We start from the raw sequence: 25,617 nt of genomic DNA on the forward strand, positions 1-25,617 counted from the left end.
AATCTCAGGACGCCAGCGGCGCCACCTGCCAATTGCCATCGCGCAGCGCCAGCTGCCGGTCGCAGCCCGCCTCGCGCGCAGAAGCCGCATCCTGCCCGGGCAGAGCCTGGACGACACGCTGCCCGTCGCGGCGCAGTCGTTGCACCGCCTGCCAGAGCCCGGCCCCTTCGGCCGGCGCCCAGATACCCGATACAGCCTGGTCCAACCGGGCCTGGCCGAGAGTGACCAGGCTTTTCAGATCGGTGGAGAAACCGGTGGCCGGGCGGGCGCGCCCGAAATCGGCACCGATATCATCATAGCGACCGCCCTGGGCGATGGACTGGCCAACGCCGGGCACGAAGGCCGCAAACACCACGCCGGTGTGATAGTGATAGCCACGCAGCTCGCCGAGGTCGAAATACAGCGGCAAGCCGGGGAAACGTCCAGCCAGCGAATCGGCGATCTCGATCAGCTCGTTCAGCGCCACCTGGACATCGGCCGGCGCCGCCGCCAGACGGGCACGGCCCTGCTCCAGCGCATCGCGGCCGCCGCATAGCTCGGCCAGCGCACGCAACATGCCGCGCAGCTCGGCAGGCAGGTCTGCAGTCAGCGCCTCGACCTCGTCCACCGCCTTGCGCTGCAAGGCATCGAACAACTGCTGCTCGACTTCGCCGGACAGCCCTGCCGCGCGCGCCAGGCCGCGGTAGATACCGACATGGCCGAGGTCCATGTGCACGTCCGGCACTTCCGCCATCTCGAGCATTTCCAGCATCAGGCTGATCACCTCGACATCGCTGGCAGGGCTCGGATCGCCGTACAGCTCGGCGCCCAGCTGGATCGGACTACGCGAAGTGGACAGCGCGCGCGGCTGCGCATGCAGCACACTGCCGGCATAGCACAGGCGGCTCGGTCCCTCGCGGCGCAGGCTGTGCGCATCCATCCGCGCCACTTGCGGCGTAATGTCGGCACGGAAACCCATGAGCCGGCCGGACGCCGGGTCGGTCACCTTGAAGGTGCGCAGGTCAAGATCCTGTCCCGCGCCGGTGAGCAGCGACTCCAGGTATTCGATATGCGGGGTCACGACGAACTCGTAACCCCAGCGGTGGAACAGATCCAGCACCTGACGGCGGGCTGCTTCGATGCGCGCCGCCTCCGGGGGCAGCACCTCTTCGATCCCATCTGGCAGCAGCCAGCGGTCTACCGTTGCCATTTCGCCTCTCCCCTTTCAGCCGGGCGGCACATCATCAGTGAATCCAGTAAAGAAGCAGGGTGCCGAGCAGCATGCTGCCCAGCCCCACGAGACGCAGGTGACGGTCGCTCAGCCGGCCGATGCCGGTGACCGCCTCGCGCCATTGTCGCGGACACAGGAACGGCAGGATGCCTTCCAGCACCAGCACGAGACAAAAAGCGATGCCGAATTCCTGCCACATGATTCTCGCGGACGCAAAAAAGCCGGGATTTCCCGGCTGGCTCATCATAACACGATTTCTCCGGCGGGCGCTGCCGCCCGCCGGAGAACCGAGTATTACTTGTTGGCCTTGTTCAGATAGCGGAAGAACTCGCTGCTCGGATCGAGCACCAGTACGTCGCGCTTCTCGGCGAAGCTTTCGCGATACGCCTTCAGGCTACGGTAGAAGGAATAGAACTCCGGATCCTGGTTGTAGGCCTTGGCATAGATCGCGGCAGCCTTGGAGTCGCCGTCACCGCGGGTCTCTTCCGACTCGCGGTAGGCTTCGGCAACGATTACCCGGCGCTGGCGATCGGCGTCGGCACGAATGCCTTCGGCCAGTTCGCGACCCTTGGCGCGGTGCTCGCGGGCCTCGCGTTCACGCTCGGTGCTCATCCGCTCGAAGACGCTGCGGTTGACTTCCTTCGGCAGATCGATGGCCTTGACCCGCACGTCGATCACCTCGATACCCAGCTCCTTCTGCGCCATGCGGTTCAGCGAAGCGGTGATGTCGCCCATCAGCGCGTCGCGCTCGCCCGATACCACTTCATGCAGGGTACGCTTGCCGAACTGGTCGCGCAGACCCGCTTCGAGACGCCGCGACAGGCGTTCGTCGGCGATCTGCTTGAGGCCCGAGGTAGCGGTGTAGAAGCGCTCGGCATCCGCCACCCGCCACTTGGCATAGGCATCCACCATCACCGCTTTCTTTTCCAGGGTCAGGAAGCGCTGGGTCGGGGCATCCAGGGTCAGCAGGCGAGCGTCGAACTTGCGCACCTGGTTGACGTACGGGATCTTGAAGTGCAGGCCCGGCTTGACGTCGGACTCGACCACCCGGCCGAAGCGCAACATGACCGCGCGCTCGGTCTGCTGGACTACGTAGACGCTGTTCCACAGGACGATGGCGGCGACGACACCGACGATCAGAGCGATCAAAGACTTGTTGCCCATCAGCGGCTCTCCCTCGTACGCGCGTCTTGCTGGCGCAGATCGTTGACGATCCGCGACCCCAGGTCGGAAGCGCTGGCGCTGCCACCACCGGCGGAAGCACCGGCACCCGTAGCGGGTGCGGCGTTACGACCATCGATCATCTTGTCCAGCGGCAGGTAGAGCAGGTTGTTCTGCCCCTGCTGACCGGTCACCAGCACCTTGCTGGTCTGGCTGAAGACTTCCTGCATGGTGTCCAGGTACAGACGCTCGCGCGTCACTTCCGGAGCCTTGCGATATTCCACCAGCAGCTTGGAGAAGCGATCCGCCTCACCCTGGGCGCGCGAAATCACCTCGTCGCGGTAACCGTTGGCTTCTTCGATGATGCGCTGGGCCTGGCCACGCGCCTCCGGCACCACGCCGTTGGCATAGGCTTCGGCCTGGTTCTTCTCGCGCTGCTCGTCCTCGCGGGCCCGGATCACGTCGTCGAACGCTTCCTGCACCTCACGCGGGGCCTGGGCGCTCTGGATGTTCACCTGGGTCACGGTGATACCGGTCCTGTAGGTATCCAGGAAGCGTTGCAGGCGCTCGCGCACCTCGGTCGCCATCTGCTCGCGGCCTTCGGTGAGGATCCGGTCCATGGTGGTGGAGCCGGCGACATGCCGCAGCGCGCTCTCGGTCGCCTGCTGCAGGCTGACCTCGGGCTGGTCGACGTTGAGCACGAAGTCCTGCAGGTTGCTGATCTTGTACTGCACGGTCAGCGGCACTTCGACGATGTTCTCGTCCTCGGTGAGCATCTGCCCCTGCTTGCTGTACGCACGCTCGCGGGTGACGTTCTCCTGGAAGCGCTTGTCGATCGGCGGGAAGTAGAAGTTCAGGCCGGGACCGACCGTCTCGTAATACTTGCCGAAGCGCAGGATGACCGCCTGCTCCTGCTCGTCCACCACATAGATGGCGTTGTACAGCCAGAGCACGGCGAGGATCGCCAGGCCGATGCCGAACAGGCCCAGGCCACCGCCCTTGCCGCCGGAACCGGAGCCGGAACCGTTGCCACTGCGTTTTTTTCCACCGAACAGCCCGTTCAGGCTGTCCTGAAGCTTGCGGAAAGCCTCATCCAGGTCGGGCGGCCCCTTGCGGTCACCACCGCCGCCACCACCACCGCGGCGGCCTCCCCACGGGTCTCGATCGTTGTTGTTCGAGTTGTCACCCGGCTCGTTCCAAGCCATAGCGCTCTCCATCTAGTAACGCGAAACGCGCCTGCGGCGCGGCCACCCATGCTACCGAATGCCCTGCCCGCTGCCAAAAGCAGCGATACGGGCTTTATTGCAAAGTGTGTTGCGCAACGAACTCCGCCGGCTGCCAGCCAGCGCGGCTCGCCAGGCGGTTCAACTCGGCCCGCGGCAGGCGCACCTGCAGCAGGGTACAACCTTCCTCATCGTGCGCCTCGGACTGCACCGCGCCCAGTTCGAACAACTGGGCGCGCAGGCGCCCGAGCCGCTGGGGCAGGCGCAAGGTCCCGACGAAGAGGTCCTCGCCGAGCAGCTCGGCGATGGCCTGGCGCAACAGGTCGAGGCCTTCGCCGGTCTGCGCCGACAGCCAGACGCGCACCGGCTTGCCGGAGTCGTCGCGCTGGATGTGCGGCTCGACCGAGGGTAGCAGGTCGACCTTGTTATAGACCTCGAGCATCGGCAATTCGTTGGCGCCGATCTCGCCGAGCACCGCCAGCACCTGCTCGACCTGCGCATCCCGTTCGGGCTCGTAGGCGTCGATCACGTGCAGCAGGAGGTCGGCGTTGCTCGACTCTTCCAGCGTAGCGCGGAAGGCCTCCACCAGCTTGTGCGGCAGGTGACGGATGAAGCCCACCGTGTCGGCCAGCACCACCGGCCCGAGATCGTCCAGTTGCAGGCGACGCAGGGTGGGGTCGAGGGTGGCGAACAACTGGTTGGCGGCATACACCTCGGAGGCGGTGAGCGCATTGAACAGGGTCGATTTGCCGGCGTTGGTATAGCCGACCAGGGAGACCGCCGGGATATCCGCGCGCTTGCGCCCGCGTCGAGCCTGCTCGCGCTGGCTGCGGACCTTCTCCAGGCGCTGCTTGATCTGGCGGATGCGCACGCGCAGCAGGCGTCGGTCGGTTTCCAGCTGGGTCTCACCCGGACCGCGCAGGCCGATACCGCCTTTCTGCCGTTCGAGGTGGGTCCAGCCGCGTACCAGCCGCGTGCTCATGTGCTCCAGTTGCGCCAGTTCCACCTGCAACTTGCCTTCGTGGGTACGTGCGCGCTGGGCGAAGATGTCGAGGATCAGCCCGGTCCGGTCGAGTACGCGGCACTCGAACGCTCGCTCGAGGTTGCGCTCCTGGCTGGGCGTCAAGGTGTGGTTGAAAATCACCAGCTCGACGTTTTCGGCCTTGACCAGGTCGTGCAACTCCTCGACCTTGCCACTGCCGATAAGATATTTGGCGCTCGGCTGGTGGCGGGAGACGCTGACGAATGCCACCGTTTCCGCGCCGGCCGAACGCACCAGCTCCTGGAACTCCTGCGGGTCTTCACGCGCCTCGGGGTTCTGCCCTTCCAGATGCACCAGAACAGCCTGTTCCCCACCACCTGGGCGCTCAAAGAACAAAGCGGACTCCCGTCAAGCGTTGCCCGGCTCGGCCGGCTGGTCACCGCTCGGCAGACGCACCGGACGGCTCGGTACCACGGTGGAGATCGCGTGCTTGTAAACCATCTGGCTGACGGTGTTCTTCAGCAGGATGACAAACTGGTCGAAGGACTCGATCTGGCCTTGCAGCTTGATGCCGTTGACCAGATAGATGGAAACCGGGACGCGTTCTTTCCGCAGGGTATTGAGGTAAGGGTCTTGTAGCGAATGCCCTTTTGACATGTGCCGCACTCCTTTAAGGATCGTAGTTTGAAGTAGTCGAATAGGGTGACTTGGCGCCGTCCAAACTCCGGTCTCGCTCCGGAAACAGACGGACAAATTAAGGTCTCAGGCCAATATGGAGACCGTTTTCAGGTATTTCAAGGCACGCGGCAGATTGTCACCTGCTAGGCTGTCCATCCAGTGTAGATGGCTCCAGCTTCGCAGCCAGGTGAACTGGCGCTTGGCCAACTGGCGGGTAGCGATGATGCCGCGTTCGGTCATTTCAGCGTAGGACAGCTTGCCATCCAGGTAATCCCACACCTGACGGTAACCCACGGCTCTAATAGACGGTAATCCTGCATGCAAGTCACTTCTGGCATGCAGTGCTTCGACCTCGGCGATGAAACCCTGTTCCAGCATCTGGCGAAAACGCTGCGCAATCCGCGCGTGCAACACCTGGCGCTGCTCGGGAGCAATCGCCAGCTGAGCGACAGTATACGGCAATTGATTCCTGCCTGACGCGTCAAAATCCGCCTTTTCAGCGCTTTGCCGGCGACGCAGGTCGCTCATCGACACCCCGCCGAGGCGATACACCTCGAGCGCCCGCATCAGTCGCTGCGGGTCGTTGGGGTGGATGCGCGCAGCCGACTCCGGGTCGACCTCGGCGAGTTGCCGGTGCAGCGCCTCCCAACCTTCGGCCAGGGCCTCGGCCTCGATCGCCGCGCGCACCTCGGGATCGGCGCCGGGCATGTCGGCCAGGCCCTCGAGCAACGCCTTGTAATAGAGCATGGTGCCCCCCACCAGCAGGGGAATCCTGCCGCGCGCGGTGGCCTCGGCCATCGCCGCCAGGGCGTCGGCGCGGAATTCCGCGGCCGAATAGCTCTCCGCCGGATCGCGGATATCGATCAGGCGGTGCGGATAGCGCGCCAGCAGCTCCCGGGAAGGCTTGGCCGTACCGATATCCATGCCGCGGTAGATCAGCGCCGAGTCGACGCTGATCAGCTCGCAGGGCAGCGCATCGGCCAGCGCCATCGCCAGGTCGGTCTTGCCGGCGGCGGTCGGCCCCATGAGAAAGATGGCGGGAGGCAGGGAAGACATCGGAAAGCTCTTGGACAAAGCGCATAGCTTCGGGCTTTGCGCCCGAAGCTGCAAGGCTCAGCGTCCGCGCAGGAAGAGCTTGTCCAGCTCGTCCAGGCCCAACTGGGTCCAGGTCGGACGCCCATGGTTGCACTGGCCGCTGCGTTCGGTGATTTCCATGTCGCGCAACAGGGCGTTCATTTCCGGCAGGGTCAGGCGCCGGTTGGCGCGCACCGCGCCATGGCAGGCCATGGTGCCGAGCAACTCGTTCAGGTGTGCCTGGATACGGTCGCTGGTGCCGTACTCCAGCAGGTCGGCGATGACATCGCGCACCAACTGGGTCGCCTCCGCCTGCTTGAGCAGCGCAGGGATCTGCCGGATCGCCAGACTTTCCGGCCCCAGGCGCTGCAGCTCGAAGCCCAGGCGCTGGAACCAGCTGGAATGCTCTTCCGCGCAATCCGCCTCGCGCTCGCTGACCGCGATCGACTCCGGCACCAGCAACGGCTGCCCACGCAAGCCTTCGCTGGCCATCGCCACCTTGAGGCGCTCGTAGGTGATCCGTTCGTGGGCCGCGTGCATGTCCACCAGCACCAGGCCGTGGGCGTTCTCGGCGAGGATGTAGATGCCCTTGAGCTGCGCCAGGGCGTAACCCAGCGGCGGGATGTCCTGGGCGCTCTCGGGCAACGCGGCTGGCGCCTCGCCCGCGGGCAACGGCGCGAAGTAGGCCTTGTAGGCGCCACCGGCCTCGGCCAGAGAAGGCGGCGCCTCCGGCCGGGTGTAGGCGGAATAGCCGGAGGAGCCGCCGGAGGCCGACGAGCCGCCACTCCAGCCCACCCGTGCCGCCGGACTCTCCAGCACGCTCTCGGCCAGGCGCATCTCGCCCTGCGGGCCGAACTCGCCGGCGGCAGCGCCGGTCGGTCGCGGCTCGGTCAGGCTGGTCGCCCCGGGCGGCGCGAGCTGGTCGTCGGGACGGACCTCGCCCAGCGCACGATGCAAGGTGCCATAGAGGAAGTCATGGACCATCCGGCTGTCACGGAAGCGAACTTCGTGCTTGGTCGGGTGCACGTTGACGTCCACCACCGCCGGATCGACTTCGAAGAACAGCACGAAGGTCGGGTGCCGGCCGTTGTACAGCACGTCGCGATAAGCCTGGCGCACCGCGTGGGCGACCAGCTTGTCGCGCACCATGCGCCCGTTCACATAGAAGTACTGCAGGTCCGGCTGGCTGCGGGAGAAGGTCGGCAAGCCGACCCAGCCCCACAGGTGCAGGCCGTTGCGCTCGACCTCGATCGGCAGCGCCTGCTCGAGGAATGCCTGGCCGCACACCGCGCCGACCCGGCGCGCGCGGGCCAGCTCGTCTCGCGCCTCGTGCAGGGCGAAGATGGTCTTGCCGTTGTGGCGCAGGTGGAAAGCCACGTCGAAACGGGCCAGCGCCAGGCGCTTGATGACTTCCTGCAGATGGTCGAACTCGGTCTTCTCAGCGCGCAGGAACTTGCGCCGCGCCGGGGTGTTGAAGAACAGGTCGCGAACCTCGACGCTGGTCCCCACCGGGTGCGCCGCCGGCTGTACCCGCGGCTGCATGTCGCGGCCCTCGGTTTCCACCTGCCAGGCTTCGCCGGCGTCGGCGGTACGCGAGGTCATGGTCAGGCGCGCTACCGAGCTGATCGAGGCCAGCGCCTCGCCACGGAAGCCGAGGCTCATCACCCGCTCCAGGTCTTCCAGCTCGCGGATCTTGCTGGTGGCGTGGCGAGCCAGGGCCAGCGGCAGGTCGTCGGCGGGGATGCCGCGACCGTCGTCGCGCACTCGCAGCAACTTGATGCCGCCCTGCTCGACCTCCACGTCGATGCGCCGGGAACCGGCGTCAAGGCTGTTTTCCAGGAGTTCCTTGGCCACCGAGGCGGGACGTTCGACCACCTCACCGGCGGCGATCTGGTTCGCCAGCCGCGGACTCAGCAGCTGGATACGCGGTGTTTCACTCATCACTGGGCCGCCAGGGCGGTGCTCGGGATGGACAGGGCCTGGCCGACTTTCAGGTTGTCGCTGGGCAGGCTGTTGCTGCTGCGCAGCGCGGCCATGCTCACTTCATAGCGCTGGGCGATCATCGCCAGGGTCTCTCCGGGCCGCACCACGTGCTCGCGCGGCCCCATGGAGAGCTTGCCCTGGGCGCGCAAAGAGGCGATGTAGGTGCCGGGCGGCGGGCTCTGCTGGAAATACTGGCGGATGCCGCTGGTGATCGAACGCGCCAAGGCCTGCTGATGGCTGGCGCTGGCCAGCTTGCGCGACTCGTTGACGTTCGAGATGAAGCCGGTTTCCACCAGGATCGACGGGATGTCCGGCGACTTCAACACCATGAACCCGGCCTGCTCGACACGACGCTTGTGCAGCGAAGTGATGCGGCCGACATTGGTCAGCACCTTGTGGCCGACGTCCAGGCTCGACGAGAGGGTGGCGGTCATCGACAGGTCGAGCAGCACGCCGGCGAGCATCTGGTCCTTGTCGCCGAGGCTGACGCTGCCATCGCCGCCGATCAGGTCGGAACGGTTCTCGCTGTCGGCCAGCCAGCGCGCGGTTTCCGAAGTGGCGCCGCGGTCGGACAGGGCGAACACCGAGGCACCGAAGGCGCTGCGGCTCGGCGCGGCGTCGGCATGGATCGAGACGAACAGGTCGGCGCCCTTCTTGCGGGCGATCTCGGTGCGCTTGCGCAGTGGGATGAAGTAGTCGCCGGTACGGGTCAGCTCGGCCCGGTAACCGCGCACCTGGTTGATCTGGCGTTGCAGCTCGCGAGCGATCGACAGGGTGATGTTCTTCTCGTGCAGCCCGCCCGGGCCAAGGGCGCCAGGGTCTTCACCGCCGTGGCCGGCGTCGATGGCGATGACGATATCGCGGGTACCGCCCTTGGTCGGCAGCGGCAGCTTGGCCACCGGCTGGGTCGGCGTCACCGGAGTGACCGGCACGCTCGGGGTCGGCGTCGCGGGTACGTCCGGGGTCAGGTCGGCGCCCTGGTCGTAGAGATCGACCACCAGGCGGTTGCCGTATTGCTGGTTGGGCGGCAGGACGAAGCTTTTCGGGGTGACCTGCGCCGACAGGTCGAGGACCATGCGCAGGTCGTTGGGCGTGCGCTGGGCGGAGCGCACCGCGGTGATCGGGGTGTTGCCGAGCTTGAGACCGTTGAGCTGGGTCGCCAGCTGGGCGCCGCTGACGTCGATGACGATACGGTTGGGTGCGGCCAGGGTGAACAGGCTGTGCTGCACCGGACCGGAGAGATCGAAGACCAGACGGGTGTTGTCCGGAGCGCGCCAGATCCGCACGCTCTTGATTTGCGCGGCGGCCAGAACCTCGCCGACCTGGCAGGCCAGCAGAATCATCACCCCAGTCAACAACGTCCGCAGACGCAAGCCCCAACCCATCGTTTTTCTCATGCTCCCATGGTCAGGGTGGCACACCAGGCTTCGCCCCGCGCACCGTGCGGTACCAGGCGCAGTGTCCGTCCACCCGCTTGGGCAGTAATGGTAATGTCCAGATCGGCGGTTGGCAAAACGCCCGCACCGCGCTCGGGCCACTCGATCAGACAGAGTGCGCTGCCATCGAAATAGTCGCGGATGCCGAAGAACTCCAATTCCTCCGCATCGGCGAGCCGGTACAGGTCGAAATGGTAGGCGCGCAGCTCGCCGATTTCGTAAGGCTCGACCAGGGTAAAGGTCGGGCTTTTCACCGAGCCGGCATGGCCGAGGCCGCGCAGGATGCCGCGCGAGAGGGTGGTCTTGCCGGCGCCGAGGTCGCCATGCAGGTAGATCACCCCCTGCCCCCCGCTGACCCGGGCGATGCGCCCGCCCAGTTCGAGCATCGCGTCTTCCCCTTCGGCGGACAGGATCACTTCAGACACGGACTGCACTCCTCGAGCAACTGACGAACGGTAGGTATGAGATCGGTCGCCGCCAGCCCGCGACCCTGGGCGCCGAGCCGCTCACCGGCGGCGGCATGCAGCCAGACAGCCAGGCAGGCCGCCTCGAACGCCTCCACGCGCTGGGCCAGCAAGGCACCGGTGATGCCCGACAGCACGTCACCCAGGCCGGCGCCGGCCATCGCCGGATGCCCCTGGGAACAGACGGCGAGTCGTCCGTCGGGCGCGGCGATCAGGCTGCCGGCGCCCTTCAGCACCACCACCGCCTGGTAGCGACGCGCCAGTTCCAGCGCCGCCGCCGGACGATCCGCCTGCACCTCGGCGGTCGAGCGACCCAACAGGCGCGCGGCCTCGCCGGGATGCGGCGTCAGAATCCATGTCTGCGGCCCTGCTCCGACCGGTTCCAGGGCCAGCAGGTTCAACGCGTCGGCATCCCAGACCTGCGGCAACGGTCGCGACCGGACAGCGCTCAGCAGGCTGCGACCCCAGGCGCGCTGGCCAAGCCCGGGACCGAGCACCAGCACGCTGGCGCGTTCGGCAAGGGCCAGCAGTTGGTTCGCCGACGCCACGCCATGGGCCATGACCTCGGGACAACGGCCCAGCAACGCCGGCACATGTTCGACGCGGGTCGCCGCCGAGACCAGCCCGGCGCCGCAGCGCAGGGCGCTTTCCGCGGCCAGTAGCACGGCCCCGCCCATGCCGGTGTCGCCGCCGACCACCAGCAGGTGGCCGAACAGCCCCTTGTGTGCGGTCCGCGGCCGCGCTGCCAGCCTCGGCAGGGCATTTCGCGCCAGGCGGCGAGCCCGGGGCTGGAGCGCTTGCAGCACGACGGCGTCGCTACCGAGTTCGTCGAACACCAGCTCGCCGACCCGTGCCGGCGCCTCGCCAGTGAACAGCCCGATCTTCAGGCCGATGAAAGTCACTGTCAGATCCGCCCTGATCGCTTCCCCCAATACCGCGCCGGTGTCGGCGCTCAAGCCGGAAGGAATATCCACCGCCAGCACCGGCAGGTCGGCGGCGTTGGCCAGGCGGATGGCCTGCGCAAAGGGCTCGCGCACGGCACCTGCCAGGCCGGTGCCGAGCAATGCATCCACTACTACGCCCTCGAGCACGGCGCACTCGCTCCAGGGCTCCACCACGACCCCGGTCGCCAGCGCGGCGGCATGCGCCTGCGCCGCGTCGCCGGCAAGCCGCTGCGGCGCCGCGACCGCCAGCACCCGCACTCGCCAACCTGCACGTTGCGCCAGCGCCGCGATCAGGTAGCCGTCGCCGGCATTGTTGCCGTGCCCGGCGAGCACCGTCAGCGCCGCGGCCTCCGGCCAACGGCGGCGCAAGGCACGCCAGGCGGCGTGGGCGGCGCGCTGCATGAGTTCGAAGCCCGGCGTGCCGGCAGCGATCAGGCGCGCATCCAGGTCGCGCACCTGGGCGGCGGAATAGAGGGCGAGTGGCAGGTCGTCGTGCTGGAAGGTCATGGTCATCGGATCGATTCGGCGTCAGGCGCGCAGTCTGGCAGAATTATACCTATCCCATTTCGCTTTCCCTCGTCTTCGTTGCCTCCCATGACTCCCCAACCTCTGGCCGACAACCTTTCCCCGCCGGATCCCGCCCGCCTCGCCCAGTCCATCAAGGACTGGGGCCGCGAGCTGGGGTTCCAGCAGGTCGGTATCAGCGACGTCGAGCTGGGCGAGCACGAAGCGCACCTGCAGCGCTGGCTGGAGGCCGGCTACCACGGCGAGATGGACTACATGGCGGCGCACGGCAGCAAGCGCTCGCGACCTGCCGAGCTGGTTCCCGGCACGCTGCGGGTGATCTCCCTGCGCATGGATTACCTGCCCGGCGACACGCGCATGGCGCAGGTCCTCGCGACACCGGAAAAAGCCTACGTCTCGCGCTACGCCCTCGGCCGCGACTACCACAAGCTGATCCGCAAACGTCTGCAACAACTGGCCGAGCGCATCCAGGCCGAAGTCGGCCCGTTCGGTTTCCGCGCCTTCGTCGACAGCGCGCCGGTGCTGGAAAAGGCCATCGCCGAACAGGCCGGCCTCGGCTGGATCGGCAAGAACACGCTGGTGCTCAACCGCAAGGCCGGCAGCTACTTCTTCCTCGGCGAGCTGTTCGTCGACATGCCGCTACCCGTCGACCCGGCGATGGACAGCGAGCATTGCGGACGCTGCTCGGCCTGCCTGGACATCTGCCCGACCGCGGCCTTCGTCGGCCCCTACCGGCTGGACGCGCGACGCTGCATCTCCTACCTGACCATCGAGTACAAGGGCGCGATTCCGCTGGAGCTGCGGCCACTGATCGGCAACCGGGTATTCGGCTGCGACGACTGCCAGATCGTCTGCCCATGGAATCGCTTCGCCCGCCCCACCGGGCAGGGCGACTTTCAGCCGCGCCACAGCCTGGACAACGCCGAACTCGCCGAACTGTTCCTCTGGAGCGAGGAGGAGTTCCTCGGCCGCACCGAGGGTTCGCCGCTGCGCCGCGCCGGCTACGAACGTTGGTTGCGCAACCTGGCGGTGGGGCTGGGCAACGCGCCCTCGACCATCCCGGTGCTGGAGGCGCTGAAGGCGCGCCGCGGGTTCCCTTCGGAGCTGGTCCGCGAGCACGTGGAATGGGCCCTGCGGCGCCACGGGGAAACCTAGCCCGGCCGGCGCCTGCCGCCCGGCCCGGACGGATCAGAGCTTGATGAAGTGGTCGCGATAGTGGCGCAGCTCGGCGATCGACTCGCGGATATCGTCCAGCGCCAGGTGGGTGTTACCCTTCTTGAAGCTCTCGCGGACCTGCGGCGCCCAGCGCGCAGCCAGCTCCTTGAGGGTGGAGACGTCGAGGTTGCGGTAGTGGAAGTAGCCTTCCAGCCTGGGCATGTGCCTATAGAGGAAGCGGCGGTCCTGGCAGATGCTGTTGCCGCAGATCGGCGAGCTGCGCTTGGGCACCCACTGCTCGAGGAAGGCCAGGGTCTGCGCCTCGGCCTCGGCCATGCTCACGGTACTTTCCCGAACCCTCTGGGTCAGGCCGGACTGGCCGTGCTGGCGGGTATTCCACTCGTCCATGCCGGCGAGGATTTCCTCTGGCTGGTGGATGGCGATCACCGGTCCTTCGGCCAGGGTGTTGAGGTCACTGTCGGTGACGATGGTGGCCATCTCGATGATGACGTCCCGGTCCGGATCGAGGCCGGTCATCTCCAGGTCGATCCAGATAAGGTTCTGCGGGTTCTGCATGGGGAGTCGCTCCAGTCGCTATGCCGTGCATTCTAGCGTGGAACGCCGCCGCGCGAATGATGGCGGCGCGCCCATGTTAAACTCGCCGCCGATTTTTCATGCGGACGCATCATGGCCAAACGCCACTTGACCCGCCGGCAGAGCTGGCGCATCGAAAAGATCCAGGAAGAACGCGCGGCCCGGGCGGCCCGTCGCGAGTTGCGTGCCGTGGACGAGCTGGAAGGCGGCGACCTGGGACCGGAGCAGACCGGCCAGGTGATCGCTCATTTCGGGGTTCAGGTAGAGGTCGAGTCCGCCGACGGCCAGGTTTCCCGCTGTCACCTGCGCGCCAACCTGCCGGCACTGGTGACCGGCGACCAGGTGGTCTGGCGTGCCGGCAACCAGGGCATCGGCGTGATCGTCGCGCAATTGCCGCGCCGCTCCGAGCTGTGCCGCCCGGACATGCGCGGGCTGCTCAAGCCGGTGGCGGCCAACGTCGACCGCATCGTCATCGTCTTCGCCCCGCGTCCCGAACCGCACGCCAACCTGATCGACCGCTACCTGATCGCCGCCGAACATGCCGGCATCCAGCCGTTGCTGCTGCTGAACAAGGCCGACCTGGTCGACGAGAGCAATGCCGAAGGCATCGATGCGCTGCTGAATGTCTACCGCACCCTGGGTTATCCGCTGATCGAGGTGTCGGCCTTCAATGGCCTGGCGATGGACGAACTGCGCGGCGCGCTGGACGGTCATGTGAGCGTCTTCGTCGGGCAGTCCGGGGTGGGCAAGTCGTCGCTGGTGAATGCCTTGTTGCCGGGTGTCGACACCCGTGTCGGCGACCTCTCCACGGTGACCGGCAAGGGCACCCATACCACCACCACCGCGCGACTGTTCCATTTTCCCGGCGGCGGCGACCTGATCGACTCGCCCGGCATCCGTGAGTTCGGCCTGGGGCACGTGTCGCGAGACGACGTCGAGGCCGGTTTCATCGAGTTCCGCGACCTGCTCGGGCATTGCCGCTTCCGCGACTGCAAGCACGACCGCGAACCAGGTTGCGCCCTGCTCCAGGCCCTGGAGGACGGGCGCATCATGCCGCAACGCATGGCCAGCTACCGGCACATTCTGGCAAGCATGCCGGAAACGGACTACTGAACCTCAGTCGCCCTTGATCTGCTCCAGCTTCAGGCTGCCGCCGTCGTCGAACAGGTTGAGCTTCTTCTGCACCTCGTCCGCCGGTAGCGAAGGTTGCGCGCCCGCCGCCGGTGCCTCGGCAGCCGGCTTCGGCTGCTCGCCCGGGGCAGCCGCGGGGGCGCTGGCTTCGGGAGCGCCGGTCTCGCCTTCGATGGCCTTCTGCGCCTTGCGGGTCAGGACCACGATGTCGATCCGCCGGTTCACCGGGTTCAGCGGGTCCTTGTCGTCGAACAGGCGTGCCGAGGCATATCCGACAACCTGGGCGATCTGCCCTTCCGGATAGCCGCCGGCGACCAGCGCACGGCGCGCGGCGTTGGCGCGATTGGCCGATAGCTCCCAGTTGCCGAAGTCGCCGTTGCCGGCATAGGGCTTGGCGTCGGTGTGGCCGCTGATGCTGATCTTGTTCGGCACCTGGCGGATGGTCTCGGCCATGGCCAGCAGGATGTCCTCGAAATACGGCTGCAGGCGCGCGCTGCCGAGGTCGAACATCGGCCGGTTGGCGGCGTCGACGATCTGGATGCGCAGGCCGTCGCGGGTGATCTCGAAGTGGATCTGGTCCTTGAAGTCCTTGAGCATCGGATTTTCGTCGACCTTGTTCTGCAACTCCTGCAGCAGCAGCGCCAGGCGCTCTCGCTCAACCTGCTCGGCGAGGTTCTCGGCCTGGTCGGCGTTGACCTGATGGTCCTGCTCGGGGCTGATCCGGCTTTCGTTGGAGTCCGGCTGGGCCTGGACCTGCGGATTGAGGGTCTTGTCCGGCGCCGGCGTCGGCGTGCCGCCGAGGTCGATGACGTAGGGGCTGGCACTTTCGCTGAAACCGATGGGGTCCTGGAAGTATCCGGAAATCGCCTTCTTCTGCTCCGGGGTGGCCGAAGACAGCAGCCAGAGCACCAGGAAGAACGCCATCATCGCCGTCGCGAAGTCGGCGAAGGCGATCTTCCACGAGCCGCCGTGGTGGCCGGCGGCATAGCGCTTGACGCGCTTGACGATGATCGGCTGGTTATTGTCCATCTATCGACAGTGCCTCCACTCAGCGGCCACGCACGGCCTGCTCGAGCTCGGCGAAGGTCGGCCGATGGGCGGGCAGCAGCACCTTGCGGCCGAACTCGACGGCCAGCGAAGGCGGCATGCCGGAAGCAGAAGCGACCAGGCAGGCCTTGATCGCTTCGAACATGTTCAACTCTTCCTTGGCATCGTGCTCCAGCGCGACGGCCAGCGGGCCGACGAAGCCGTAGGCGGCGAGAATCCCGAGGAAGGTACCCACCAGGGCGGCGGCGACGTGGTGGCCGATCTCCGCCTGGCTGCCTTCGCCAAGCAACGCCATGGTGATGACGATGCCGAGTACCGCGGCGACGATACCGAAGCCCGGCAGGGCGTCGGCGACCTTGGTCACCGCGTGGGACGGATGCTCCAGGTCCTCCTTGAGACTGGACAGCTCCATGTCGAACAGGCCTTCCAGCTCGTGCGGCGCCATGTTGCCGGAGGACATGATGCGCAGGTAGTCGCAGACATAGGCGGTCATCCGTTCGTCCTTCAGCACGCCGGGGTACTTGCTGAAGATGGGACTGGCCGCGGGGTCCTCGATGTCCGCCTCGATCGCCATCATCCCTTCGCGCCGGCTCTTGTTGAGGATCTCGTAGAGCATGCCCAGCACCTCGAGGTAGTAGGTCTGGGTAAAGCGGTTGCTGAACATCTTCGGCGCTTTCTTCAGCACCACCATGAACGTGCTGCCCGGGTTGGCCTGGAGGAACGCCCCCAGTGCCGCACCGCCGATGATCAGGACCTCGAAGGGCTGGATGATGGCGCCGATCTTGCCGCCGGAGAGCAGGAAGCCCCCGAGGACACTGGCGAAAACGACGATGATGCCGATGATTTTTGACATGAGGACCGGACGTGCGAAATGAACAGGATAAGGAGGGGGACTGCTAGGCTCCCTCTTGTTATCGGTTGCTAGCCGCAAGACTATAGTCCGAATACTCGAAAAGCCAGTTCGCCGCCTCGCCGACACCGAGCCCGACACCCATGACAGACCGCCTCGCCGCCTGGCTCGAAGAGCTCGACCGGCAACCCCTGCCGATCCCCGCCAGCCACTATGCCGGCCTGCACGCCGCGCTGAGCGACAGCCGCCGCTCGCTGCGCGAGATCGCCGACCAGTTGCAGGGCAGCCCGACGCTGGCGTTGTCCATCCTGCGCGAGGCCAATCGCGCCGAGAGCGCCCGCGACAACCCCGCGGAAAGCCTGGAGGTGGCCCTCAGCCGCCTCGGCCTGGCGCGCGCGAGCCAACTTCTGAAGACCCTGCCGAGCATCCAGGATGCGGAGATGCCCAGGGTCCTCGGGCAGATGCTGCTGATCAGCCAGCACGCCATGCAGCAGGCCAGCGGCCTGTTCGGCGCGCGCCTGGCCAGGCTCTGGCAGGAAATCCACTGGGGCAGCCTGCTGACCATGGCTCCGGTCTGGGCGCTGGCCAACGCCCGCCCGCAGCTGCTGGAGCAATGGCAGCAACGCGTGCTGGTACAGGGCGAACCGACCCTGCGAGTGGAGCGCGAACTGCTCGGCATGCGCCTGCTGCCGATCTGCCTGGCGCTGGCCGAACGCTGGCGGCTACCGCAGTGGGTCATCCAGGGCTATCGCCTGCTCGCCTGCGACCGTCGCCTGCTGGTTCGAGCCTTGCGTATCGCCCGCGACCATCAGTCGCCCCTGCTCCAGCAACAGCAACTCGATGCCCAGCCCGATCTCGCCCGCTGGCTGACCCAGCCGGCCAACTGCACTCTCCTCGCCAATGGCTTGGCCATCGCCGCGCACCAGAGCTGGGACGGGCCGCACATGCTGCGCTGGCAGCGCCTGACCGGTCTGTACCTGGGCCAGCCGCTGACCGAAGTCCAGCAGCAGGTGCACATGCTCGCCGCGCAAAGCGCGCGCCTGCACGCCCGGCCGCCGCTGTGGCATCCGGCGGTGGCCTTGATCTGGCCCTGGCAGGCCAGCCGCTGGCGTGCCGAAGCGGCGCCCCCGCCGCCGCCCTCGGCGGAAGCCCTGGCCGAGTGGCGGCAGCATTGCGCCGAGTTGCTCCGCGAGCCCAGCCCGTTCAGCAACGTCGTGCAGCTCACCGCCTGTGCCCGCGATGCGCTGCGCGCCTGCGGCCTGCAAAGGATGCTGCTGCTGGTGGCCGATCGCACACAGGTACACGTGCTGGCGCAGCAGAGCGCCGGACTCGAACCGGGCCAGGAGAAATTGCAACTGGAGATTGCCAGCAGCCCGCTGCTGAAGAAACTGTTCCAGCAGCCTGCCCTGCTGCGCATCGGCCCGAACAACCAGGACCAGTTGCTGCCGGCCCTCGGCGAACCCTTGCGCCAACTGTTCCCCGGACCTCACCTGCTGCTGCGCTCGCTGGGCAACGGCTCGCGGGTGGTGATGCTGGTCCTGGCCGACCTCGGCGGCCAGCCGTTCAGCGACCTGCATGCCCAGGCCTTCGCCAAGACCGCCCAGTGCACCGAGCGCGCGATCCAGCAGTTCGGCCGCCAGCGCCGCACGGAATGAGGGACATGCCCGGCACACTGGTCGGGCGCGCTTTCCGTTAAACTGCTGCCCTTCTTCAACCCGGGGGTACTCGCATGTCCGTCTTCTCCGACCTGCCATTGGTGATCGAGCCCAGCGATCTCGCGCCGCGCCTGGGCGCGCCCGAGCTGATCCTGGTCGACCTGACCAGTGCCGCCCGCTACGCCGAAGGGCATATCCCCGGCGCGCGTTTCGTCGACCCCAAACGCACCCAGTGGGGACAACCCCCGGCACCCGGCCTGCTACCGGCCAAGGCCGACCTGGAAGCCCTGTTCGGCGAGCTGGGCCACCGCCCGGAGGCGACCTACGTGGTCTACGACGACGAAGGCGGCGGCTGGGCGGGCCGCTTCATCTGGCTGCTGGACGTGATCGGCCACCACCGCTACCACTATCTCAACGGCGGCCTGCCGGCCTGGATCGCCGACGCCCAGGTGCTCGACCGCGAGGTCCCGGCGCCTGTCGGCGGCCCGCTGCCGCTGACGTTGCACGACGAGCCCAGCGCGACCCGCGAATACCTGCAAAGCCGCCTCGGCGCCGCCGACCTGGCGGTATGGGATGCGCGCAACCCCAGCGAATACGCCGGTACCAAGGTGCTCGCCGCGAAGGCCGGGCATGTGCCCGGCGCGATCAATTTCGAATGGACCGCCGGCATGGACCCGGCTCGCGCCCTGCGCATCCGCGCGGATATCGCCGAAGTCCTGGAGGACCTCGGCATCACGCCGGACAAGGAAGTGATCACCCACTGCCAGACCCACCATCGCTCCGGCTTCACCTACCTGGTGGCCAAGGCGCTGGGCTACCCGCGGGTCAAAGGCTACGCCGGCTCCTGGTCGGAATGGGGCAACCACCCCGATACCCCTGTAGAGGTTTGAGGAATGTCGTTCAAAGATCGTCTGTTCATCTGCAGCCAGTACCTGCTGCCGCACCACCTGCTGTCCCGGCTGATCGGCTTCGCCGCCGACTGCCGGGCGACCTGGTTCAAGGACCGCCTGATCGCCTGGTTCGCCCGGCGCTACCAGGTCGACATGCGCGAAGCACAGGTCGAGGACCTGCAGGCCTATGAACATTTCAATGCCTTCTTCACCCGCGCCCTGAAGGATGGCGCCCGCCCGCTGGCCCAGGAGCCCGGCGCGGTGCTCTGCCCGGCCGATGGCGCGATCAGCCAGCTCGGCCCGATCGAGCACGGGCGGATCTTCCAGGCCAAAGGCCACAGCTACAGCCTGGCCGAACTGCTCGGCGGCGACGCCGAACTGGCCGCGCCCTTCATGGGCGGCGACTTCGCCACCGTCTACCTGTCCCCCCGGGACTACCACCGCGTGCACATGCCGCTGGCCGGCACCCTGCGCGAGATGGTCTACGTTCCCGGCCGGCTGTTCTCGGTGAACCAGACCACCGCGGAAAACGTTCCCGAGCTGTTCGCCCGCAACGAGCGGGTGGTCTGCCTGTTCGACACCGAGCGCGGTCCGATGGCCGTGGTGCTGGTGGGCGCGATGATCGTGGCCTCCATCGAAACCGTCTGGGCCGGCCTGGTTACGCCGCCGAAGCGCGAACTGAAGACCTTCCGCTACGACGAAGCCGCCCGCGCGCCGATCCGCCTGGAAAAAGGCGCCGAGCTGGGTCGCTTCAAGCTGGGCTCCACCGCCATCGTCCTGTTCGGCCCGCAGCAGGTCGCGTTCAACGACGGCCTCGGGGCAGCGAGCCCGGTGCGCATGGGCGAGTGCCTGGCCCTGCCGAAACAGGCCTGACCTCGCCGGGACGGAGCGCCCCGAGCGTCTCCGTCCCATCTCTCCCCGCCGCCGGAACCTCCCGGCGGGATCGTGGCGTCCGAAGGCTGCGGGTCCATTTCGATGCTGCTAGAGTTCGGAAAGGTCCTATCGAGCCTGTGCCGACCCCTCGGTCAGGAAAGCGGACTGCCGCACAGTTCCTGTCCTGGCCACGACGATGAACCCGCCTCCCGTGTTAAGAAAGAGGAGGCGCAGCCGCGGCGATCGGAAGTCCGGCACCTCTCCGGGGCTTCAACCCCCCGTAGAGCCTTTTCAGTAGCGGAGCCGTCTAACCCCCCATGGAAAACCAGAGCCCCCACCTCTCGTTGCGCGTCCCCACTCCGACGCAGCAGAACCTGAGCTTCTGCGACGCCACCCCGAAGGACATCAAGTACTGGCTGGCGCACCTGCCCAAGGCCAACCTCGGGGAAACCGCGCGCCAGCTCTACCAGGGCCTGATCGAACTCAACCAGTTGGTGCTGCCCGTCGAGGCCCGCCTGCAACTGCTCGAACTGTTCCGTCCAGAGGTGCATTTCGTCTGCACCCACCTGGAACGGCACTTCCTCAACCAGGCCATCGTCCTCGACGAACGGCCGCGCAAGATCGCCAACCTCTGCCAGGCCCTGCAGAACCACCTGGCCATCGGCTACAAGCTGATCGTGGTCCAGGAAGCGCCGCGCAACAGCCGCGACCGCGCGCAGTTGCTCGCGGTCGGCATCCAGCGGGCGATCCGCAGCCTGTGCGGCCCGCTGATCCGTGCCAGCCAGTTGTACTGCCCGGTCCCCGAGGGGCTTTGGCTGGAACTCCACCAGCTCTACCAGTTGGCCAGCCAGCGCGGCGTGCATCGTCTCGCGGTGCGCGACGAACTGGCCAAGCACACCCCCGGCCTGAGCGTCGAGCAGGCCTACCTGATACCGCTGCTGCTCGGCTGCGCGCGCTGCAACCAGATGCGCCAGAACAACATTGCACGGCTCGCCGAGGTGCTCGAACCCTGGAGCCAATTGCTGTCGATACAGAGCGCGGCGCTGCCCGGCTCGCTGTTCATCGCCGTGCCGCAGATCGACGGCCCGCCGCGCTACCGCTCGCTGTACCCGGAGACCCAACTGGCCAATGCCCTGGGCATCGACACCCAGCCGCTGGTCGAACTGATCCGCGAATACCTGCTGCAGCCCGAGGCCGAGCGCGCGAAGGCGCGCCTGCCGCTGATCGAAGGGGTGACCCTGGACCTGCTGCAACATCTCTCCTCGGCCTGGGGAGACATCGCCGAACGTACCTTCCAGCGCACCCAGGGCCAGGGCCAGTTGACCCTGTGCATCGGCATGAGCGCCCTGCACTACTTCCTCGCCGGGCGCCGCCCGTTCAACGAGGTCCTGCAGATCCAGGAAGCGCCCGAGGCGCCTCGCTTCAAGGCCGACGTCCAGGACGCCTGGGCCGGCGCCTTCGATGCGCAGAAGGTCACCGACTGGCAGCCCGGCATGCCGCTGGAGGAAATCGAGTACCGCCCGCACCAGTCGTCCCGCGGTGGGCAGCCCGATCACCCGCAGGCCCACGCACAGACTGACGCCACCGAGGACTATCCGACCTACGCCCTGCCCATCGTCAACCACAGCCCCGGCGGTTATTGCCTGAGCTGGCCGAAGGAGGTGCCCGCCCAACTGCAGGCGGGCGAACTGGTCGGTCTGCAGGACCTTCCCGGCCAGGCGTGGAGCATCGCGGTGGTGCGCTGGATCCGCCAGGTGCGCAATGGCGGCACGCAGATGGGCATCGAGATGATCGCCCCGGCGGCGCAGCCCTGCGGCCTGCAACTGCTGCGCAAGACCGAGCAGAGCAGCCACTACCTGCGCGCCCTGCTGCTGCCGGAAATCGCCGCGATCTCGCGGCCGGCGACGGTGATCACCCCGCGCCTGCCGTTCCAGGAGGGCAGCCGGGTGCAGATCAACCTGCACGGCGAGGAGCGGCGCGCGGTGCTGAATCGCCGGCAGGCCTCGACCGGCAGCTTCAGCCAGTTCGAATACCGCTCGGCGGAACCGGTGAACACCCCGAGCGATAAGCCGGTCACAGCGCCAGTGGCCCGGCCGCCTGCGGGGGAGGAAGATTTTGACTCGCTCTGGAAGTCTCTGTAGATTGCCCCGACACCTCCATTCGCCGTCTTTTCGCGCCCGCCCGGACGCGGACTGAGCCCTTTCCATGGCCATCGAAAAGAAAACCATCCGCCTGCTGATTCTGGAAGACTCGCAGAACGAAGCCGAACGCCTGGTCAGTCTGTTCCGCAATGCCGGCCACGCGACCCGCGTACATCGACTGACCTCTCCCGAGGACCTCGCCGAGACCCTCCAGCAAAGCTGGGACCTGCTGATCGCCGCGCCGACCAGCGAGTGTCTCGAGCCCGGCGAGGCGCTCGCCACCTTGCGCCGCCAGTCGCGCGACATCCCGTTCATCCAGTTGGTGGCCGACAACAGCTCCGACGCCATCACCGACGCCTTGATGCTCGGCGCCCAGGACGCCCTGCCGCAAGGCGAGGACGAGCGCCTGGTGCTGGTCGCCAACCGCGAGCTGGCCGGCCTCGCCGAACGCCGCGCGCGCCGCGCCGCCGAACTGGCCCTGCGCGAGGCGGAAAAACGCTGCCAGTTGCTGCTCGACAGCTCGGTCGACGCCATCACCTACGTCCACGACGGCATGCACATCTACGCCAACCGCTCCTACATGGCGCTGTTCGGCTACGAGGACGCCGAGGAACTGGAAGGCCTGCCGGTCATCGACCTGATCGCCTCCTGCGACCAGGGCGCCTTCAAGGATTTCCTCAAGGGCTACCAGAACGACCAGCGCCAGACCGAACTGGTTTGCACCGGGGTCAAGCTCGACGGCCAGGAATTCAAGGCGCGCATCAGCCTCTCCGCCGCCACCTACGACGGCGAACCCTGCATCCAGGTGGTGATCCGCGGCGAGGTCGACAACGCCGAACTGGAAGAAAAGCTCCGCGAAGTCAGCAGCCAGGACCCGGTCACCGGACTCTACAACCGCAGCCACTTCCTCGACCTGATGGATGCCGCCGTGCAGCAGGCGGTGACCGCCCGCAAGCCGTCGACCCTGGCCTATATCCATCTCAACGGCTACCCCTCGCTCCAGGCCGACCACGGGCTTTCCGGGATCGACCTGCTGCTCGGCCAGTTGGCCGGACTGATGCGCGAACAGTTCGGCGAGGAAGCCGACCTGGCGCGTTTCGGCGATTCGATCTTCGCCGCCCTGTTCAAGGGCAAGACTCCCGAGCAGGCGCAAGCGGCACTGCAACGACTGCTGAAGAAGGTCGAGAACCACCTTTTCGAGCTGAACGGCCGCAGCGCTCAGGCCACCCTCAGCATCGGCGTCGCCGGTCTCGACGAGAAGACCGCCAAGGCCCAGGACGTGATGAACCGTGCGCATCGCTGCGCCGATGACGCGGCACGCAAGGGCGGGTCGCAGATCAAGCAGTACAACCCGGCGGAAGAGCTTGCCGCCGCCGCCCAGCGCGGCGACGTCATCGCGATCCTCCAGCAGGCGCTGGAGACCAACAGCTTCCGCCTGCTGTTCCAGCCAGTCATCAGCCTGCGCGGCGACAGCCACGAGAACTACGAGGTGCTCCTGCGCCTGCTCAATCCGCAGGGCCAGGAAGTGCCGCCGGCGGAGTTCCTGCATGCCGCCAAGGAAGCCGGGCTGGCGGAGAAGATCGACCGCTGGGTGATCCTCAACTCGATCAAGCTGCTCGCCGAGCATCGCGCCAAGGGGCACCAGACCAAGCTGTTCGTCCACCTGTCCAGCGCCAGTCTGCAAGACCCCGGCCTGCTGCCCTGGCTCGGGGTGGCGCTGAAGGCCGCGCGCCTGCCGCCGGAGTCGCTGGTGTTCCAGATCAGCGAAGCCGACGCCACCAGCTATCTGAAGCAGGCCAAGCAACTGACCCAGGGCCTGGCCACCCTGCATTGCCAGGCGGCGATCAGCCAGTTCGGCTGCTCGCTGAACCCGTTCAACGCGCTGAAGCACCTGACCGTACAATTCATCAAGATCGATGGTTCCTTCGTCCAGGACCTCAACCAGGTGGAAAACCAGGAGATCCTCAAGGGCCTGATCGCCGAACTGCACGAACAGCAGAAGCTCAGCATCGTCCCCTTCGTCGAGAGCGCCAGCGTCCTCGCCACCCTGTGGCAAGCCGGCGCCACCTACATCCAGGGCTACTACCTGCAGGGGCCGAGCCAGGCGATGGACTACGACTTCTCCTCGGGAGACGAATGAAGAACGGGCGCCCTGGGCGCCCGTTGCTTTTCCGCTCTACCAACCTGGTTCGTGGCTGCCGGGCCGGCAAGAGGCGCCCGCCGGCCTCAGGCTCGCCCTTCGCGGTCGCGGTAGCCGAGCAGGTAGAGGATGCCGTCCAGGCCCAGGGTCGAGATCGCCTGCTTGGCCGACTGCTTGACCAGCGGCTTGGCGCGGAACGCCACGCCCAGGCCGGCCAGGCCGAGCATCGGCAGGTCGTTGGCGCCGTCGCCGACGGCAATGGTCTGCTCCAGGCTCAGGCCTTCCTTCGCCGCCAGTTCGCGCAGCAGGTCGGCCTTGCGCTGGGCATCGACGATCGGCTCGACCGCCACCCCGGTGACCTTGCCGTCGACGATCTGCAACTCGTTGGCGAACACGTAGTCGATCCCCAGCTTCGCCTGCAATTGACGGGCGAAATAGGTGAAGCCGCCGGACAGGATGGCGGTCTTGTAACCCAGGCGCTTGAGTTCGGCGAACAGGGTTTCAGCACCCTCGGTCAGACGCAGCGAGGCGCCGATCTCCTCCAGTACGTCTTCCGACAGTCCCTGCAGCAGCGCCAGGCGCTCCTTGAAGCTGGCGCGGAAGTCCAGTTCACCGCGCATCGCCCGTTCGGTGATCGCGGCGACCTTCTCGCCGACGCCGGCGGCCTTGGCCAGTTCGTCGATGACTTCCGCCTCGATCAGCGTCGAATCCATGTCGAACACCGCCAGCCGGCGATTGCGGCGGAACACGCTGTCCTGCTGGAAAGCGATGTCGACGTTCAATTCCTGGGCGACGCTGAGGAATTCCGCACGCAGCGCCGCCGGATCGGCCGGTTCGCCGCGTACCGAGAACTCGATGCAGCCCTTGCCCTGGTCGGCGGGCATGTCCAGCGGCATGCGCCCGGAGAGACGGTCGATGTGGTCGATGTTCAGCGCGTACTTGGCGGTGATCGAGCTGACCCTCTGCAGTTGCTCGGCAGTCACCCGGCGGGTGAGCAGGGTCACGATGTGCCGCGCCTTGCCCTGGCCGTCGACCCATTGCCGGTAGTCCTCTTCCGAGACCGGGGTGAAGCGCACCTGCTGGTCCAGCTTGTAGGCGGTGAACAGCACGTCCTTGAGGACCGAGGAACCGGCTTCGGTATCCGGGATTTCCACCAGGATGCCGAACGACAGGGTGTCGTGGATCACCGCCTGGCCGATGTCGAGGATGTTCACCCCGCCCTGGGCCAGTACGCCGGTGATGGCCGCGGTGAGACCGGGGCGGTCTTCCCCGGTGATGTTGATCAGGACAATTTCGCGCAAGGCGTAAGCTCCGCCAGGTAAAAGACGCCATTCTACCCGCTTTCCCGCACACCCGAGAGACGCAGAGCCGGGCATTTGCCATCACCACCGGTCGGAACCGACCGGGAAAACCCGCGAAACCGCCGCGCGGCGGCCTGGAAAGCGCGTCAACGGCCCTTTG

The 25,617-nt window shown here is 67.0% G+C and carries 22 protein-coding genes; 7 read left to right on the forward strand and 15 right to left on the reverse strand.

Features of this window, described 5'->3' with window-relative positions:
• Positions 1-4 precede the first annotated feature (4 nt).
• The 11 genes from HMPREF2581_RS14635 to HMPREF2581_RS14685 form a co-directional block, all read right to left on the reverse strand.
• On the reverse strand, positions 5-1,189 hold the full coding sequence (locus HMPREF2581_RS14635; protein ID WP_003095644.1) for an ATP phosphoribosyltransferase regulatory subunit: 1,185 nt from the start codon (positions 1,187-1,189) through the stop codon (positions 5-7).
• Positions 1,190-1,223: 34 nt separating this feature from the next.
• The gene (locus HMPREF2581_RS14640) at positions 1,224-1,409 is read right to left on the reverse strand and encodes a DUF2065 domain-containing protein (RefSeq protein ID WP_003095647.1); all 186 of its coding nucleotides are present in this window, start codon (positions 1,407-1,409) and stop codon (positions 1,224-1,226) included.
• A gap of 95 nt (positions 1,410-1,504) precedes the next feature.
• On the reverse strand, positions 1,505-2,374 hold the full coding sequence (gene hflC, locus HMPREF2581_RS14645) for a protease modulator HflC (protein ID WP_003106429.1): 870 nt from the start codon (positions 2,372-2,374) through the stop codon (positions 1,505-1,507).
• Entirely contained in the window at positions 2,374-3,576 is a 1,203-nt protein-coding gene (hflK, locus tag HMPREF2581_RS14650; RefSeq protein ID WP_003106427.1) for an FtsH protease activity modulator HflK, read from the reverse strand. The genes hflC and hflK overlap by 1 nt, the downstream gene beginning before the upstream one ends.
• Before the next feature lie 94 nt (positions 3,577-3,670).
• Positions 3,671-4,972, reverse strand: coding sequence for a ribosome rescue GTPase HflX (gene hflX, locus HMPREF2581_RS14655; RefSeq protein WP_003095652.1), 1,302 nt, complete (start codon positions 4,970-4,972; stop codon positions 3,671-3,673).
• 12 nt (positions 4,973-4,984) lie between these two features.
• Positions 4,985-5,233, reverse strand: coding sequence for an RNA chaperone Hfq (hfq, locus tag HMPREF2581_RS14660; RefSeq protein ID WP_003095657.1), 249 nt, complete (start codon positions 5,231-5,233; stop codon positions 4,985-4,987).
• A gap of 105 nt (positions 5,234-5,338) precedes the next feature.
• Entirely contained in the window at positions 5,339-6,310 is a 972-nt protein-coding gene (gene miaA, locus HMPREF2581_RS14665) for a tRNA (adenosine(37)-N6)-dimethylallyltransferase MiaA (RefSeq protein ID WP_003135563.1), read from the reverse strand.
• A gap of 57 nt (positions 6,311-6,367) precedes the next feature.
• Positions 6,368-8,269: a DNA mismatch repair endonuclease MutL gene (gene mutL / locus HMPREF2581_RS14670; protein WP_003095660.1), complete on the reverse strand. Its 1,902-nt coding sequence runs from the start codon at positions 8,267-8,269 to the stop codon at positions 6,368-6,370.
• Positions 8,269-9,696: an N-acetylmuramoyl-L-alanine amidase AmiB gene (gene amiB, locus HMPREF2581_RS14675; RefSeq protein ID WP_003141719.1), complete on the reverse strand. Its 1,428-nt coding sequence runs from the start codon at positions 9,694-9,696 to the stop codon at positions 8,269-8,271. Before amiB ends, mutL begins: the two co-directional genes overlap by 1 nt.
• 8 nt (positions 9,697-9,704) lie before the next feature.
• Entirely contained in the window at positions 9,705-10,172 is a 468-nt protein-coding gene (gene tsaE / locus HMPREF2581_RS14680; protein ID WP_003095664.1) for a tRNA (adenosine(37)-N6)-threonylcarbamoyltransferase complex ATPase subunit type 1 TsaE, read from the reverse strand.
• Positions 10,160-11,668, reverse strand: coding sequence for a bifunctional ADP-dependent NAD(P)H-hydrate dehydratase/NAD(P)H-hydrate epimerase (locus HMPREF2581_RS14685; protein ID WP_003141721.1), 1,509 nt, complete (start codon positions 11,666-11,668; stop codon positions 10,160-10,162). The genes tsaE and HMPREF2581_RS14685 overlap by 13 nt, the downstream gene beginning before the upstream one ends.
• Positions 11,669-11,749: 81 nt before the next feature.
• On the opposite strand from HMPREF2581_RS14685, the gene queG reads away from it, so the two are divergent.
• Positions 11,750-12,835: a tRNA epoxyqueuosine(34) reductase QueG gene (gene queG / locus HMPREF2581_RS14690; RefSeq protein ID WP_003110324.1), complete on the forward strand. Its 1,086-nt coding sequence runs from the start codon at positions 11,750-11,752 to the stop codon at positions 12,833-12,835.
• A gap of 33 nt (positions 12,836-12,868) precedes the next feature.
• Here queG and orn read toward each other — a convergent pair whose 3' ends face one another.
• Positions 12,869-13,411, reverse strand: coding sequence for an oligoribonuclease (gene orn / locus HMPREF2581_RS14695; RefSeq protein WP_003095671.1), 543 nt, complete (start codon positions 13,409-13,411; stop codon positions 12,869-12,871).
• A gap of 111 nt (positions 13,412-13,522) precedes the next feature.
• Here orn and rsgA point away from each other — a divergent pair, with 111 nt between their 5' ends.
• Positions 13,523-14,542 carry a small ribosomal subunit biogenesis GTPase RsgA gene (rsgA, locus tag HMPREF2581_RS14700; protein ID WP_003141723.1) on the forward strand — a complete coding sequence of 340 codons (1,020 nt, stop codon included), beginning with the start codon at positions 13,523-13,525 and terminating at the stop codon, positions 14,540-14,542.
• A gap of 3 nt (positions 14,543-14,545) precedes the next feature.
• Here rsgA and motB read toward each other — a convergent pair whose 3' ends face one another.
• Both motB and motA read right to left on the reverse strand, forming a co-directional pair.
• Positions 14,546-15,589, reverse strand: a complete 1,044-nt coding sequence (gene motB / locus HMPREF2581_RS14705) for a flagellar motor protein MotB (protein ID WP_003095673.1) — start codon at positions 15,587-15,589, stop codon at positions 14,546-14,548.
• A gap of 19 nt (positions 15,590-15,608) precedes the next feature.
• Complete coding sequence (gene motA, locus HMPREF2581_RS14710) at positions 15,609-16,460, reverse strand: flagellar motor stator protein MotA (protein ID WP_003095674.1); 852 nt, start codon at positions 16,458-16,460, stop codon at positions 15,609-15,611.
• A 140-nt stretch (positions 16,461-16,600) separates the two neighbouring features.
• Between motA and HMPREF2581_RS14715 the strand changes: the two genes are divergently transcribed.
• The 5 genes from HMPREF2581_RS14715 to fimX all read left to right on the forward strand — a co-directional run bounded on the left by HMPREF2581_RS14715 (position 16,601) and on the right by fimX (position 24,156).
• Positions 16,601-18,112 carry an HDOD domain-containing protein gene (locus tag HMPREF2581_RS14715; RefSeq protein ID WP_003102046.1) on the forward strand — a complete coding sequence of 504 codons (1,512 nt, stop codon included), beginning with the start codon at positions 16,601-16,603 and terminating at the stop codon, positions 18,110-18,112.
• 74 nt (positions 18,113-18,186) lie between these two features.
• A complete protein-coding gene (rhdA, locus tag HMPREF2581_RS14720; protein ID WP_003095676.1) occupies positions 18,187-19,002 on the forward strand; it encodes a thiosulfate sulfurtransferase in 816 nt (271 codons plus the stop codon).
• Positions 19,003-19,005: 3 nt separating this feature from the next.
• Positions 19,006-19,875 carry an archaetidylserine decarboxylase gene (asd, locus tag HMPREF2581_RS14725; RefSeq protein WP_003141725.1) on the forward strand — a complete coding sequence of 290 codons (870 nt, stop codon included), beginning with the start codon at positions 19,006-19,008 and terminating at the stop codon, positions 19,873-19,875.
• 317 nt (positions 19,876-20,192) lie between these two features.
• The gene (gene fimW / locus HMPREF2581_RS14730) at positions 20,193-22,016 is read left to right on the forward strand and encodes a cyclic-di-GMP receptor FimW (RefSeq protein WP_016254376.1); all 1,824 of its coding nucleotides are present in this window, start codon (positions 20,193-20,195) and stop codon (positions 22,014-22,016) included.
• 64 nt (positions 22,017-22,080) lie between these two features.
• Positions 22,081-24,156 carry a cyclic di-GMP-binding protein FimX gene (gene fimX / locus HMPREF2581_RS14735; protein WP_003095680.1) on the forward strand — a complete coding sequence of 692 codons (2,076 nt, stop codon included), beginning with the start codon at positions 22,081-22,083 and terminating at the stop codon, positions 24,154-24,156.
• A gap of 86 nt (positions 24,157-24,242) precedes the next feature.
• On the opposite strand, the gene serB is transcribed toward fimX, so the two are convergent.
• Positions 24,243-25,457 carry a phosphoserine phosphatase SerB gene (gene serB, locus HMPREF2581_RS14740; RefSeq protein WP_003095681.1) on the reverse strand — a complete coding sequence of 405 codons (1,215 nt, stop codon included), beginning with the start codon at positions 25,455-25,457 and terminating at the stop codon, positions 24,243-24,245.
• Positions 25,458-25,617: the final 160 nt, after the last annotated feature.

The organism is Pseudomonas sp. HMSC057H01 (assembly GCF_001836405.1).
Lineage (GTDB): Bacteria > Pseudomonadota > Gammaproteobacteria > Pseudomonadales > Pseudomonadaceae > Pseudomonas > Pseudomonas aeruginosa.